Annotated in this window: 6 protein-coding genes; 4 read left to right on the forward strand and 2 right to left on the reverse strand. The window is 27.4% G+C overall.

What is annotated here, in order from left to right; genetic code table 11:
• Positions 1-208: 208 nt before the first annotated feature.
• From ACYUEW_RS04915 to ACYUEW_RS04925, 3 genes are all read left to right on the forward strand, one after another.
• Positions 209-2,266, forward strand: coding sequence for a cell wall-binding repeat-containing protein (locus ACYUEW_RS04915; protein WP_460276321.1), 2,058 nt, complete (start codon positions 209-211; stop codon positions 2,264-2,266).
• A 650-nt stretch (positions 2,267-2,916) separates the two neighbouring features.
• Complete coding sequence (locus ACYUEW_RS04920) at positions 2,917-8,643, forward strand: leucine-rich repeat protein (RefSeq protein WP_460276322.1); 5,727 nt, start codon at positions 2,917-2,919, stop codon at positions 8,641-8,643.
• Between the two features lie 283 nt (positions 8,644-8,926).
• Positions 8,927-11,209, forward strand: a complete 2,283-nt coding sequence (locus tag ACYUEW_RS04925) for an Ig-like domain-containing domain (protein WP_460276323.1) — start codon at positions 8,927-8,929, stop codon at positions 11,207-11,209.
• 76 nt (positions 11,210-11,285) lie between these two features.
• Here ACYUEW_RS04925 and ACYUEW_RS04930 read toward each other — a convergent pair whose 3' ends face one another.
• Positions 11,286-11,717 (reverse strand): hypothetical protein, encoded by a 432-nt coding sequence (locus ACYUEW_RS04930; RefSeq protein ID WP_043031129.1) that lies wholly within the window; start codon positions 11,715-11,717, stop codon positions 11,286-11,288.
• Between the two features lie 316 nt (positions 11,718-12,033).
• Here ACYUEW_RS04930 and ACYUEW_RS04935 point away from each other — a divergent pair, with 316 nt between their 5' ends.
• Positions 12,034-14,817, forward strand: a complete 2,784-nt coding sequence (locus ACYUEW_RS04935) for a cell wall-binding repeat-containing protein (RefSeq protein ID WP_460276324.1) — start codon at positions 12,034-12,036, stop codon at positions 14,815-14,817.
• 59 nt (positions 14,818-14,876) lie between these two features.
• Here the strand turns inward: ACYUEW_RS04935 and ACYUEW_RS04940 are convergent, their stop codons facing one another.
• Positions 14,877-15,866, reverse strand: a complete 990-nt coding sequence (locus ACYUEW_RS04940) for an acyltransferase (protein ID WP_460276325.1) — start codon at positions 15,864-15,866, stop codon at positions 14,877-14,879.
• Positions 15,867-15,963: the final 97 nt, after the last annotated feature.

Genomic DNA, 15,963 nt, shown 5'->3' on the forward strand with positions numbered 1-15,963 from the left:
TTTATTATAAGAATGTTAGCCATGTACTTCTAGGCTAATAATTAAATAATAGAATTTAAGTAGAGATAGAGTTATGTATAAAAAACAGAATGACTTCCATAATTGTTTTATTTACACTTTATTCACAATACTTGGGTAAATTTTTATCCATGATTATGGTAATATAGTATGGTAAACCATTATATGAAATATTTAGGGGGTATACAATATGGTAAAATCTAAAGAAAAAAGCAAAGTATTTTTTACCTTATTAGCCATTACTTTAATTTTTATTGTTAATTCTAATAAGGTAAAAGCTGATGATGAGATTAATTTTAAAAGGTTATGTGGTAAAGGACGATATGAAACCTCAGCTTCTATATGTAGTGGTGGATGGGAAACATCAGAGTATGTTGTTCTAGCAAGTGGAGAGGGATTTGCAGATGCTTTAAGTGCAGCTCCATTAGCTAAAAAATATAATGCACCTATAATTTTAACAGCCAAAAATAAATTGAATGATAATGCTAAAGCTCAGTTAGAAAAATTGGAAACTAAAAAGGTAATAATAGTTGGAGGCCCTGGTTCAATTTCAGAAGATATAGTAACAGAATTAAAAAATCTAGGAATAAAGGTTAATAGAATATATGGTGAAGACAGATATAAAACTAGTTTAAAAATTGCAAAAGAAATAGGAGTAAAAAACGGAGTAGTAGTTACAAATGGATTAGGCTTTGCTGATGCATTGGCTATGGCACCTATAGCAGCTACTAAACAAATGCCTATTTTGTTAACACCTAGTGACAAATTAACAAATGATACAATGGAGTTTTTAAAGAAAAATTCTTATGATAAAAGCTATGTTTTAGGAGGACCTGCTACAGTTAGTGATTATATAAAAAGCTCATTAAAAAATCCAACTAGATTAAGTGGAATGGACAGATTTCAAACTAATATAGCTATATTGGATCATTTTAGAGGCGAGATAAACTTAGATGAAGTATATATTACATCAGGAGATGGATATGCAGATGCTTTATCTGGTTCAGTATTAGCTAGTAAAAATAAATCTCCAATAATATTAATAAATGATGATTTAAACAGAAGTACAAAATCTTTTGTAAGTACTAATAAATCTAATTTTAAAAATGTAACAATATTTGGAGGAGAAGCAGTAGTAAAGGAATCTACTCTAAGTAATTTGTTTGGAGCATTTAAGCCTGGTGAAACAAGATCAGATACTAAAGAAGTTGTTGCAGAAAGATTGGATAGATCCTATCTTAAAGATTACCATATTGATTTACCAGAAGAGGGTAAGCTAGATATAGAGTATGATTTTAACAACTTTACTCGTTTTGATTTAATTGTTTTAGATGAAAAGAATAATGAAATCATAAAAAAATCTTATAATTATTTGAAGAAAAATAAGAGTGTTCATGATAATTATAATGATATAAGATTGCCTAAAGGAAAATATATAGTTAGGGTACATGCATTTAATATGAACGGAACTTACACAATCAAAGCAAAATATACTCAAGAGGGAGAAGGCTTTGAAAAGGAATTTAATAATGATCTAAAAACTGCAAATGCTATAGAACCTAATAAAAGTATTGTAGGAAGTATTCATAGTTATAATGATGTAGATTATTATAAATTCACATTAAATGAAAAAGGAAATTTAAAAATAAATTTAAAACATAATCAATATGGTAGATATGGATTTAAGGTTAGTTTATTAGATGAAAATAATAAATCAATATCAGAATTTATTAGTAGAGGAGAAGATATAAATTCTTATAGTAATAAATTAAGACTTCCTAAGGGAACTTATTTTGTAAAAATAGAGTGTGAAAAATGGAATGATGAACCTTTACAGTATGAGCTAAATTTAGTTTATAATGTTGAAGGTGAAAATTATGAGTCAGAGCCAAATGATTATATACAAGATGCTAATTATATAAAGTGCAATAAAGAGTATATAGGAAATATACAATCAAGAGATGATAGAGATTATTATAAAATAAATTTAAATTCAGATTCAAAAATAACAATCAACTTTAAACACGATGAAAGCTATGGAAAGTGGACTATTTATTTATGCGATAAGGACAATAATCCAATACAGAGATTTAAGTCTTATGGCTTTGAGATTAATAAGGATTTTGATCCAGTAGAATTAAAATCAGGAGAGTATTATGTGTCAGTAGAAGGAAGAGATGATTTAGATTATACTATAAATGTAAAACGAGAAGCACCAGATAAACCTGCTGATGAAAATAAAGAGTAAACAGAAAATAAAGCATGTAAAAAGACTATTAAATGGAATAATCCATTTAATAGTCTTTTATGTTCATGTAATGAACATTTATTATAGATAATAAGGTAACAAATATAAATCTTTATTGTTTTACAAAAACTACATTAATAGCTTTGACTAAAGCTTCTACTTTATCTCCTTCTTTAAATCCCGCATCTTCTAAACTTTCTTTTGTCATTACAGACGTAACTACAGGTGAAGTAGTTCATCCATCAACAGTCATTTTAATTTGTGCCATAACATTGTCAGCTTTTATTTCATCTACTTTTCCTATAATTTTATTTCTTACTCCAGCTTCCATTATTAAACCTCCTAAAGTTATATCTCTCTATTATTGTTTATTATAGTTAAATATAAATACATAAGTTTTATTTATAGGTATGATTAAATTTAGTTATAAACTTAAGTTTAAGAAGATAAATAGCTATTACCATTTCTTATAGTTAACTGTTAATATATAACAAAATAAAATAAATTGCAAACGTAGTAAATATTACAATATATGCTATAATTAGACATGAATTGAGAATATTTTTCCAATAAAATTAACATGTGCATCTCATTAAAAAAGAGATAACGACATGTTAGTTATTTTTGTATATTTTAAAGGGGGTAAAATAATGAATAAGAAAGGAACAAGAATGTTAGCTAGCGCTACAGCCCTAGGTATAGTGCTGACAATGCTTCCATCAGGAAATGTTAAGGCAGCACCAGGGGATGTTAATAAGGTGCCAGGAAAGGATAGGTATGAAACAGCTGCCAATGTAGCAACAGCTAACTGGAAAGAGGGGGCTGAAAATGTAATAATAGCCTCAGGAGAGGGGTATGCGGATTCATTAAGTGCATCAGTTTTAGCTAAGAAATTAAATGCACCAATAATATTAACAAAATCAGGAGAATTACATAAAAGTGCTAAGGAAACCTTAAAAACTTTAAAAGCAAAAAATCTTTATGTTATAGGTGGGAATGCATCTGTATCACAATCCATAAGAGATGATCTAAAAAAAGAAGGTTATGCCTTAACTGAGCTAGGAGGAAAAAATAGATTTGAAACAAACCTAGCTATAGCGAATTATTTAGTAGAAGAGCATAATGTCAAAGCTGATGAAATATTAGTTGTAAATGGTAAAGATGGTTTCTCAGATGCCTTATCAGCAGCACCCGTGGCAGCAGCTAAAGGGCAAATCTTATTAATAGTAGGGAAAGATCCATCTACAGCGGATTTAGCATCTAAATTTATACAAAAACATAATTCAAAGGTAACTGCAATAGGAACAGAAGGAGTGATTCCAAAGGCAGTTTATGATAAATTAGGAGCAAAAGAAAGAGTTACAGGTGGAGCCAACAGATTTGAAACAAATCTTAATATAATGAAATATTTTAAATTAAATACAGATAAACTATATGTAGCTAATGCTACAGGAGATGGTTATGCAGATGCTTTAGTGGCTTCAGCATTAGCAGGGAGAACTGCTTCTCAATTAATCTTAACTCATACTAAAGATTCACAAGAAACTAAGAATGCAATAGATCATATAAAATCTATTAAAAATGACAAAACAGAGGTTGGATTAGTAGGGGGAGATTCTGTTATACCCCAAGAAGTAGTAAATAAAATTAAGGAAGTTGTTAAAGAAGAAAACATAAAAAACCCAGAAAAACCTTCAAGACCATCAAAGCCATCAAAACCAACTGAGCCTGAAAAAAATAAATTTGAGATAATTTGGTCTTTTGCAGATGTAGATGAAGACTTAGATGTTAACACAACAAATGGAAAAGATGATGCACAACGTGATTACGTATACATTAAGTTTAATAAGCCAATATCAGTATCTGGTGAGGCTAATAACGTCTTAAATACTTCAAATTATAAATTAAATAAAATGTCTCTTCCAAAAGGAACAGAAATTAAACCTAATATAAAAGGACTTGATGATGCTGATAAAGTAACAGATTCTATTACAATAGTATTACCAAATGAATATTTAAATGGTAAAAATGAACCACATATAATAACTATTTCAAGCTATTTAGAAAGCTCAACTACTGGGGAGGTACTAACAAATGGTGGGGATAAAATTCTTACCTGGTCAGCGGATGGTAAAGAAATATTTAATGCTTTATTGGTAGCAGAAAAGCAAATTTATTTGGCAGAAGTAACAGCTAAGAAGGATTTAGCATTAAAAGATAATTTAATTAATGCAGAAAAAGCATTAGAAACAGCAAAAGCATCAATAAATTCTTTGAATAATAAAACATCAGGAAAATCCGCTTTAGAAGAAAGGGTTAGCGATGTTGAAAAGACTGTAAAGGATGCAAGAATAAAGTTTGATGAAAAAACAGATTTTGAATTTTCTAATGGTAAGATTACTAAATATATAGGAAATGAAACAGATATAGTTATTCCAGAGACAATTAGGGGAGAAAAAGTTACTGCCATTGAAGATAGTGCCTTTAAAAATAAAAACCTAACATCTGTGAAAATACCAAAAACTGTAGAAAGTATAGGAATGCAAGCATTTGCTAAGAATAATTTAACATCAATTGAATTACCTGAATCCTTAAAAGATATGGGGAATATAGCTTTTATGGATAATAAGCTAGCATCAGTAAAGATTCCTAAAAACTTAATTAATATACCTACAGGAGCTTTTTCTCAAAATCAAATAACTTCTGTATTAATTCCAGAGGGAGTTACAACAATAGGAAGAGCTGCATTTATGGATAATAGTCTAGAAACTATAATTATTCCATCAACTGTAGAAAGTATTGGAGGCACTGCTTTTAGTAGTAATAAATTAAAATCTGTAACCATTCCATCTAGTGTAAAAAATATTGGAAAAGATGCTTTTGCTAAAAATGAAAATGTTAATTTAACTTATTCTAAATTAGTAGAGGCTATTGAATATGGAGAAAAAATAAAAACAGAGGGTAAATCAGAAGAAAAGATAAAATTATTAAAAGAAGCTATTGAAGCAGGAAATAATTTAGATAAAAAACCTAATGCTACTTTGGATGAGGTAAATGAATCAATTCAAAAAATTGATAATGCTATAGAAACTTTAGTTGGTATAGAGAATTTTGAATTCTCAGATGGTAGAATTACTAAATATATTGGAGCTGAAATAGATATAACTATTCCACGTACAATTAAAGGAGAAAAGGTTACTACTATTGGAAATGGAGCTTTTGCAAATAAAAAATTAACATTTGTAAATATACCACAAACTGTAGAAAGTATAGAAATGAAAGCATTCGCCATGAATAATTTAACATCCATTGAGCTACCAGAATCTTTAAAAAACATGGGAAATATAGCTTTTATGGGTAATAAGCTAACATCAGTAAAGATTCCTAAAGGTTTAACTATTATACCATCATCAGCTTTTTTTAAAAATGAAATAAGCTCTGTGGTAATATCAGAGGGAGTTACAGAAATAGCATTATCTGCGTTTGCACAGAATAAATTGGAATCTGTAGTTATTCCATCAACTGTAGAATTTATCAGGAATAAGGCATTTAGTGGCAATCAATTAAAAATAGTAAATATTCCATCAAATGTGAAAGATATTGGAATAGATGCCTTTGCTAACAATAAAAACATTAAATTAATTTATTCTAAGCTAATAGAAACCATTAAAAGAGCAGAAAGTATAAAAACAGAGGGTAAAGAAGCAGATAAAGTAAAGGTATTAAAAGAAGCTATTGAAGAGGGAAATAAATTAAATGACAAACCTAATGCTACTTTAGAGGAAGTAAATAAAGTGGTGGAAAGTATTAATAATGCCATAGGAACTTTAAATAAAGAAAGTTCTAATACTACTATAAAACAAATAAAACCATTAGGAATAAAAAATATAGATGTGGATTTTGGAACTACTGAGGCTAATGTAAAAGCAAAACTACCTAAGAAGATTACAATAGTGGATTCTAAAGATAAAGAACATAATATAGATATAAACTGGTCAATTCTACAATATAATGGAAACATTGCAGCAGATTATACTGCTACAGGAATTTTTAAATTACCAGAAGGAGTACTTCAATCAAATCCAGAAACTGATTTAAAAGTAACTTTAAAAGTGACAGTAGCGCCTAAAGGTGTAGAGAATAAAGAATGGGAAGTAAAGGACTTTACTTTTAAGGGGACAGCTATAACTGGCTTTGCTGAAAGCGGAAAAGAAAAATTTAAAAAAAATAAGAATTTGATCTTACCTAAGACAAACCAGTTTGGAGAAAAAATAAATGAAATAGCAGATGAAGCCTTTTGTAGTGAATTTGAAATAAAAGGCGATTCTAATGAAAGTTTTAAAGATAAAGATAAAGCTAAACAAGATCCTAAAATAGGAATAAATTCTGTTATTATACCAGATACTGTTAAAATAATAGGAAAAGAAGCCTTTCGTAATAATTGCCTAACAGATATTGATATTCCTGAAAGTGTAACTACCATAAAAGGTTTAGCTTTTAATAATAATAAATTAAAAACTTTGACTATACCAGATAGTGTTACAGAATTAGGAAATGGAGCATTTACTCTAAATGATATAGCAGATTTAAAACTTTCTAAGGAGTTAAAAACAATACCAGTAGCTTTTGGTTATAATAATTTAGTTAGTGTAACTATACCAGAAGGAGTTACTAGAATAGAGGATATGGCTTTTAGTGATAATAAATTAGCTCAAGTAACATTGCCGAATACTTTAAAGTATTTATCTGGATTTAACAATAATAATTTAAAATCAATAAATATTCCTACAAGTGTTACGGAGTTAGGTAAAAAAGCATTTGCAAGAAATAAGATATCATCAGTAAAAATACCTGGTAATGTTAAGAAAATAGGAGTAAGTGCATTTCAAAATACATGGCATGATACTTTCTTGACTTCTATTACTATTGAAGATGGGGTTGAAAAGATAGATGAATATGCCTTTTCACTAAATCATTTAAAGGATGTAAATATTCCAAAGAGCGTTAAAGAGCTAGCACCAAACGCTTTCCATAAAAATTTAGGGTATGATGGTGTAGTTCATTTATTTACAGATAATTATAATAATCCAAATAATTTGAAAGAATCTAAGTATCAAGTAATTGATCCAGCAAAACTAACTATTAAGTATGTATTTGAAAATAAGGTTTTAAAAGAAGAAGATATATGGAAGATTGGAAAAAAAGAAGGGGAAGAAAAATATCTTCATATAGGTGATAAAGCTGTAGAAATAACTCCTAAATATGAAGATAATGAATATGAATTAGAAAATACAGATGCAAGAAAAGTTGATTTAAATCATAAGGAAAATGAGCTTAGTGGTGAATGTAAGAAAAAAGATTCAGTAGACAAGATAATGATTAAATCAATAGGTGAGGTAGCACCAGTAGTAGTGGACTTTGGAACAGAACAAAATGTAGCAATGGATAAATTATCTAAAAGTACTTATATAGTTGATTCAAATGGTGAAAATCATGAAGTGAAATTAAATTGGACAATTAAAAGTTATAATGGAAATGTGTCAGGAGAATATAATGCTATAGGAACATTTAAACTTCCACAGGGTATATCTCAATCAGAACCAGAAATAACATTAGAAGTTCAAGGAAAAATAATAGTAAAAGAAGATTTCGAGAATATACAAGATAGTAAATGGGAAGTAGAAGACTTTAATTTTGAAGGAACAACTTTAGCTGGTTTCTCTGACAAAGGAGAAGAAAAATTAAAAACTAATAAGGATTTGATTTTACCTAAGGTAAATGATAAAGGCGAAGCTATAACTAAGGTTAAAAATTATGCATTTGCCAAGAATGGATTAACTAGCTTAGCAATTCCTAAAGGTTTAAACGGATTAGTAATTGGTACAAATGCTTTTGAAGAAAATCAAATAAATACATTATATATTTCAGAAGGAGTAAAGGAAATTGATGCTTATGCTTTTTCTAAAAATAAATTAAAGTATGTAGATTTTCCAGGAACTTTAAAGAAAATAGGAAATCATGCTTTTGCAGATAATCAATTAGTATCAGCTATTTTTTCAGAAGAAACTAATATGATAGCCATAGATCGTTTTTCTTTTGCAAATAATAAAATAACATCTATAACCTTATTAAATGATGTAACAAAGGTGAATGGAGAGGCATTTAAGGATAATAAGTCATATAATAGTGATGGTAAAGTTCATATTTTCACAAAAAGCTTTGACCCTAATAATTCCAATCAATGGTTTCCAGATTCACAATATCATAAAGTAATCGTTATAGGTGTAGAATCTATAAAAGAAATACAACCAATAGAAGTAAATTTAGGTACACAAAAAAATAATATAAAGGTATCAGCCATGAAATTTAGCAAATAATAGAATATAAAGAGAATCATCAGAAATGACGATTCTCTTTATATTTTAGTTTGACAAAAATTATAAAACAATCATATTACCAGGGAAATATAATAGTTTTTTAGCATATATGCTAGATTTATGTTATATAAAATAATAATAAAATTTATGAAAATATATTGTAAAATTAATAAATAACTATTAAATTTACAAATAAAATAGTAGAATTATTTTAAGACACAAAAATATTTAAAATTCAACTAAATAATAGAAAGTTTTTAAAACGTTTAACAGGGGGGAGAAAATGAAAAAAATAGTTACATACTTTTTCTTGACATTATGTTTTATGGTTATTTTGTGTAATTTTAATGATAACATAAAGGCCCAATCAGATTATAAAACATTAAAAGAGTATAATAATGTAGCGATTACAAAGAACTGGAGTATAAAATTTAATAGAGAAATTTATACGGATTCAGTGAAAGAGAATAGTATAATTGTACAGGATTCTAAAGGAAATAAAGTTTCTACCAAATTAGAAATAGCACAGGATAAAAAATCAATTATTGTAAAGGCACCTGTAGGTGGATACAAGTATAGTGAATCCTATATCTTACAAGTGAATCCTCAGATTAAATCCCAAAAAGGTGAAGAAATGAAAAATGGTTATATGATAAAATTTACTACTGCATCACAATCTACAAAAACAGATTTTACTAAGAAAGGTATATTCACAAATTTTGGGGCTATAGAACAGGGATTTCAGATCAATAAAGGCATTATGTATCATAATAAAAAAAATGAACCAGTTTTATATGGTGGAACTATTGTAATGGGTGGAGGAAGTTGTAATTTTTTTGCTTTTAATACTATTACAAAAGAGTTAGAAAAAATGATTTCTATTCCTAATTCTGAAGGAATAATATCTATGGTGTCAGATGGAGATTTTGTTTATTTTGGAACTTATAATAGCGCAACCTTATATAGATATAATATAAAAACTGAAACATTAGATAAACTTACAGATGTAAAAAGTGATAACTATATTTGGGATATCAAAGCTTATGGAAATAGGATTTACCTTTCAACTTCTCCTAGAAGTCGTATTTATAAGTATTATATAAAAGAAAATAAATTAGAGGATTTAGGTTCCTTTTCCAATGAGCAATATGGAAAATCTATCGAATATTATAATGGTAAAGTATATGCAGGTATTGGTTCAAAAGCAGGCCTAATCCAGTATGACGAAAAAACAAAAGCAAAGAACAATATATTGCCATCTAAATATAGTGGACAATTTGTAAATTATCTAAAGGTTGAGGATTCTAAACTATTTGTAGTATTATATCCTTCATTTACAGTTCTTTCATATGATCTTAAAACTAATAAATTTACAGAAAGAATGAATACAATAAGTAATAAGTATTATGATTATTATCCAGAATTTAATGATAACTTTATAACATTTAAGGGACCAGATGGGTATATATTTCATTATGATAAAGTTAATGATAAATTAATGTGTTTACAATATAATGGTGGAGGTATAACTTCTTCTGGTGTAGTAAATAACAGCTATATAGCAAGTATAAATCAAGATGGATACTATATAGAAAATGAATTAAATGGGGCAAATCCTAAAAAAATTCATTTATCATCTAAGAGGTTAAAAGGTACAGCGGCAAAACCAGTATATATGTATCCGTATAATGATAAGATATATTTTGGTGGAAAAATGCTTTCTGTTTATGATGTTAATAGTAAAACCTCTATATTTAAAGAAGTACGAGGTGAAGTTAAATCTATAAGTATTTTGAATGATTCATTATATACAGGAAATTATGCTGATGCTAAATTGTGGAGATATGATAAATCTGCTATAGATGATCCAGATTCAGTGAATTTTACTGATGAAAATTACTTTTTAAAACAAATACCAACAGGATATAATCAAAATAGACCATCTAAAATGATATCAAACCCTAAGTTAGGTACAGTGACAGTGTTATCTGAACCGTCACCAGGAAATTATGGTGGTACAGTTACTACGTATAATAAAAATAATGGAGAATTTTATATAAGAAACAATGTGGTTCCTAATCAGTATATTCATAGCATGGCTTATGATACAAACAAACCTAGTGTTGCTTATTTAGGAAGTTCTTCCATTTATAATTATGGTTCACAAACGCTAAATGAAAATGCTCATTTGGTAAAGTATGATGTAATAACTCAAAGTAAGCTATTTGATATAATTCCTGAAGCAGGTAGTAAAAGAGTTGCTTCTGTAGCCTATTTAGATGATAAAGTTTATTGTGTAACAAATAATGGAACTTTAATAAGTATGGATGCTAATACTGGTAAAGTTTTAAAAAAGGTCACTAATTTTTGGTATAGAGAAATATGTGCTTCTGTGGATGGAAACTTATACGGATTAACTAATAGAGGTTTTTGGAAGATAGATAGAAATACATTGAATGCTATAGTTCTCAAAAATAATTTGACAGATCCAACTAGATTGAACGAGGATCCTATAACAGGAAAAATATATTTTTATGATAATTTAACTCTTTGGTCCTATCAATAAAGTTATTAAAAAATAAATATACCGTTGAATAAGATAATTTATTCAACGGTATATTTGTTTATAGTTTTTATGATAATTAATTTTTAATTACCCATTTATTATTTTCTTTTACTACCATCCAATAATTTGCGTCTTTCTTTTCATTATCATCATTAACATTTTTTAAGTAGTATACTTTATATAAATCTTTGTCTTTTTCTTCTGATTTCATATGCTTCATTATTCCTTTTATAGAACTACCATCATATTTAAACATATCTTTACTTTTATTAGAATTTCTATAAGCTTCAAATTGTTCTTTAGTGATAACTTTATTAGGATTTGCAAATAATTCTTTGTATTCTTCATAGGTTCCTTCTTTAAAGTTTTGTATTTTTACTATTTTATATATTGGCTCTAAAGGTGTATTTACAAAGCTTTGTTTCTTTTGATAATAAGTATAAGATAATATTCCTACCAATATTACAATTATCCCTAAGATAATAAATTTACTCTTTCCTTTATTCATGCTATTTCCTCCATCTAGTTTAATTAATATTAATTACATAATATATTATATAGGTTTTTAAAATAAATATAAAGGAATATAATGAAATTCATACATTTTTAAGAATTTATTAGGTAAATAGAATTTATAATGGCTTTGCTATAAGAATATGGTTTGGAAAAAATATATATAAATTGCATTTATACATATTTTATAATAAATTTTCAATATAATAACAAGTGAGAATATGATATAATTAATAATAAATTCACAAAATGTTAACTTATGGATGTCATTTTATAAATTTTTGTAGTTAACTATACGGGGAGGGCTATATATGAAAAAATTTAAAAGAGCTTTAGCTAGTTCAACCATTCTAGCTTTAGTTTTGCAAACTAATATTGTTGGTGGTAATGTAAAAGCTTATGATGGACAAGTAAAGAGATTTGAGGGAAATAATAGATATGAAACGGCTGCTAAGTTAGCTACTTTTAATTGGACAAAGTCTGATAATATTGTACTTGTATCTGGTGAAGGATATGCAGATGCTTTAAGTGCTTCTGTGCTTGCTAAAAGATTAAATGCACCAATAATTTTAACTAACCCTAATAATTTAAATGATAATGCAAGACAAACTATAGGAAAATTAAAAGCTAAAAATATTTATGTTATAGGTGGAGAGGCATCCATATCTTCTAAAATAAGAAATGGCCTTAAAGATAATTATAAATTAATAGAATTAAAAGGTAGGGATAGATTTGAAACTAATTTAAATGTAGCTGAAGAGATGGTCAAATTAGGAGTAGATACTAGCGAGGTTATGGTAGTAAACGGGAAAGATGGTTTTTCTGATGCTTTATCAGCAGCTCCAATTGCAGCAGCTAATGGACAAATACTTTTGATAGTATCTAAAGATAATGGGAAAACTGCTACAGAATTTATACAAAAGCATAATTCAAAAGCTACAGTAATAGGAACTAGGAATGTTGTATCTGATAAAATTTACAATAGTCTTGGAGCTAGTAGAAGAGTTGATGGTGGTGCAAATAGATTTGAAACAAACTTAAAAATATTAAAAGAATTTAATGTTAAATCTGATACACATTTATACATAGCCAATTCTACAGGGAAAGGCTATGCAGACGCTTTAGTAGCCTCTGTGCTAGCAGGAAAATTTAATGCACCATTAATTTTAACTGATACTAAAGATTCAAAGGATACAGAAAAGGCTTTAAAATATATAAAAGATAATATTAAAGGAACAACAGAAATAAATGCAGTTGGGGGAAAATCTGTTATACCAGAAAGTGTAACAGAGAATATAAATAAATATATAGAGAAAAAGCCGGATTCAAAACCGGATGTTGAACCAAAACCAGAAAATAAAGCTCCTATAGCAACGGGAACTTTAAATAAGAGCTCATACAATATAAATAAAGATAAATCAGAGATTACGATTAATCTTAAGGATTTAAATAATGATGGCTATCAATCTGATGCGGCCTTTGTAGATCCTGATGGAGATGAGTTAACTTATACTACAATAGTGGATGGAGAAAATAAAGATAAAATAGGTGTGACTGTTAAGGATAGTAATATAACTATAAAGACAAAGGAACAATTCAAAGGTCAAGTTAAAATAACTATTGTTGCTAGTGATGGTGAAAAATCTGTATCTGATTTCTTTAAAGTAAATGTAGACAATATAGATAATAAAGAAGAAACTAAAATAATTGATGCTAATTTAGTTCAAAAAGAGAAAGCTAAATTGATCTTAGGAGATTTAAATAATGTAATAGGAGATTTAGATTTACCTATCAAGGCAGAAAATGGGGTAGAGATAGCCTGGAAATCTACTAATGTAAATATAGTGAATAACACAGGTAAGGTTACAAGACCAAAGGCAACAGAAGGCGATGCTGTAATAACTTTAACAGCTACTTTGTCAAAGGGTGAAGCTAAGGACACAAAGGACTTTGTTGTAACTGTTAAAGCTAAAAAATTCACAGATGAAGAACTTGTGGATATTTCACTAAAAGATTTAAAATTAGAAGGTAATCTTAATTCTGTAGTTGATAATATAAAATTACCTACAAGAGATGAGAAAAATAAGGTAGATATAGAATGGAGATCAAGTAATAATGATATTCTTTCAAATACAGGTATAGCTAAAAGAACAAATAAAGATGAAAATATAACTTTAACGGCTGTAGTAAAGAGAGGAACTGTAAAAAAGAATAAAGAATTTAATATAAAAGTTAAAGCTTTAGAAAAGCTAGTAGCTAATAATACACAGGAATTTTGTGACATAATAAGAGATGTTTTAGAAAGAGTCGAACCTAGTGTATCTATAAAGTTACAAGGAGATTATGAAGAATTAAGAGTAATAGAATCATTAATGTTTTTATACTCAATGCCTTCAAGATATCCAGAAGTTGATTATGGATGTCCTGAAATTAAGACTAAACTTAAAGATAATCAAGGTGGCTCTGACATTTTTGAAGGAGAGGTAGATGTTAGTATTACTTATAAATTAGATAAAGTTACTATAGATATGGAAAAAGCAGCAGTTAAAGCTAAGGTACAAGAAATTATAAACAATGTTATAAAGGAAGGTATGTCTGATGTAGAAAAAGAATTAGTTTTACATGATTATATAGTTAAAAATACAGAATATAACATGTATAATCACAATAATAAAATTATTTTACCAGATGATTGTAATGCTTATGGTGTTTTAGTAAAAGGGATTGGTACTTCTGAAGGTTATTCAAAGGCTATGTATGAATTGCTAAAAGCAGCAGGAATAGAATGCAAATATGTTACAGGAATTTCTGTACATGATTCTGTAGGTGGAGATGGACATTCTTGGAATATAGTTAAATTAGAAGATGAATGGTACAATTTAGATGTTACATGGGATGAACCTATTTTTAATAAAAATGGATCTAATAATTCATTAGATGAAGTTAACCATACTTATTTTAATATTCCTGATAGCACTTTTAATCTAGATCATAAAAGAGGAATGTATGAAAATGATGAATATGCAAAATGTACAGCTACAAAATATTCATATGAAAATATAGATACAAGTCAATTTGTAAGTTACAGAAAATAAAATACTTGTAAACAAGGCAACTTTAATAGGCAGATACAATTTTTGTATCTGCCTTTGTTTTATAATAATTTTTTAAATTTATTTATTAATATTGATATTAGTAAACCTCCAATAAAACAAATAGAAAAACTAATTATAAAGAACTTGTAGCTTCCTATTATATATTTATTTTGTGTATAATATTTTTTCAGCCAATAAAGTAGTAATGGATGAGATAAATATACTGTGTAGGAATGCTTTGATATGACATAAAGTATTTTTTGTGAAGTTGTGTTATTAATAGAAAAACTCATTATGTATAGTATAAAGAATATGCTAAACAACATAACAGATGGTCTTATAAAGGTTGTCCCATAATCTAAGTTGCTATTTATTTTTAAACATGAATATGTATCTTTTAATAATATATATGTAGTTATTAATAGTAGAATTAATAGTTTATTTTTATGTTTTTTTATAAAAATATGTATTTTATTATAATTAGTACAAAGATAAACTCCTAGTACAAAATAGAATATCCAATTAATTGTACTTTCTCTAGTTAGTTTTTCACTAACGTTTTTAGGTATATTAGGATACCTAAGCAATATATATATTCCCATATTGAGAAAAAAGGTAATAAATAATGCGAATTTAGTTTTAAAAAATTTATAAAATATAGGAAATATTAAATATAATATAATTATTATAGGAACAAAATAAAAGTGATAGTATAGCGTTCCATCAAAGATACTATGTATTTTATCATTATAAGTTAAGTTTGGATTTTCTATTAAAAAAATATATATAATGCACCAAACTAAATAATCTGGTATTATTTTTTTTAGTCTATGGATTAGGTAATATAGATATTTACTTTCTTTTTTATAGCTTAAGGCTAGGCCAAACCCAGATAAAAATATAAAAGCAGGTACTGAAAATCTTGTTAACTGGTTTAAAACAAGAGAAAAATTATAAGTTAAACTTTTATTATTGCTATTATATAATATAGTGCCTGTTATATGAATCAATATAACTGCTATGGTAGATAAAGCTCTTAATAAATCCATAGCTACAATTCTTTTGCTTTTTATTTTTATTACCTCCTTCAATATAAACAGAGTTCTTAGCTTCAGAGGGAGTTTTTACTCCCACTAAAGATTAGAA

This window comes from Clostridium sp. CTA-1 (assembly GCF_054768215.1).

What these genes read in the sequence shown, in the direction of transcription:
- ACYUEW_RS04935 (WP_460276324.1), top strand. Translation starts at nt 12,034, where the DNA reads ATGAAAAAATTTAAAAGAGCTTTAGCTAGTTCAACCATTCTAGCTTTA.
- ACYUEW_RS04925 (WP_460276323.1), top strand. Translation starts at nt 8,927, where the DNA reads ATGAAAAAAATAGTTACATACTTTTTCTTGACATTATGTTTTATGGTT.
- ACYUEW_RS04920 (WP_460276322.1), top strand. Translation starts at nt 2,917, where the DNA reads ATGAATAAGAAAGGAACAAGAATGTTAGCTAGCGCTACAGCCCTAGGT.
- ACYUEW_RS04940 (WP_460276325.1), bottom strand. Translation starts at nt 15,866, where the DNA reads ATGGATTTATTAAGAGCTTTATCTACCATAGCAGTTATATTGATTCAT.
- ACYUEW_RS04915 (WP_460276321.1), top strand. Translation starts at nt 209, where the DNA reads ATGGTAAAATCTAAAGAAAAAAGCAAAGTATTTTTTACCTTATTAGCC.
- ACYUEW_RS04930 (WP_043031129.1), bottom strand. Translation starts at nt 11,717, where the DNA reads ATGAATAAAGGAAAGAGTAAATTTATTATCTTAGGGATAATTGTAATA.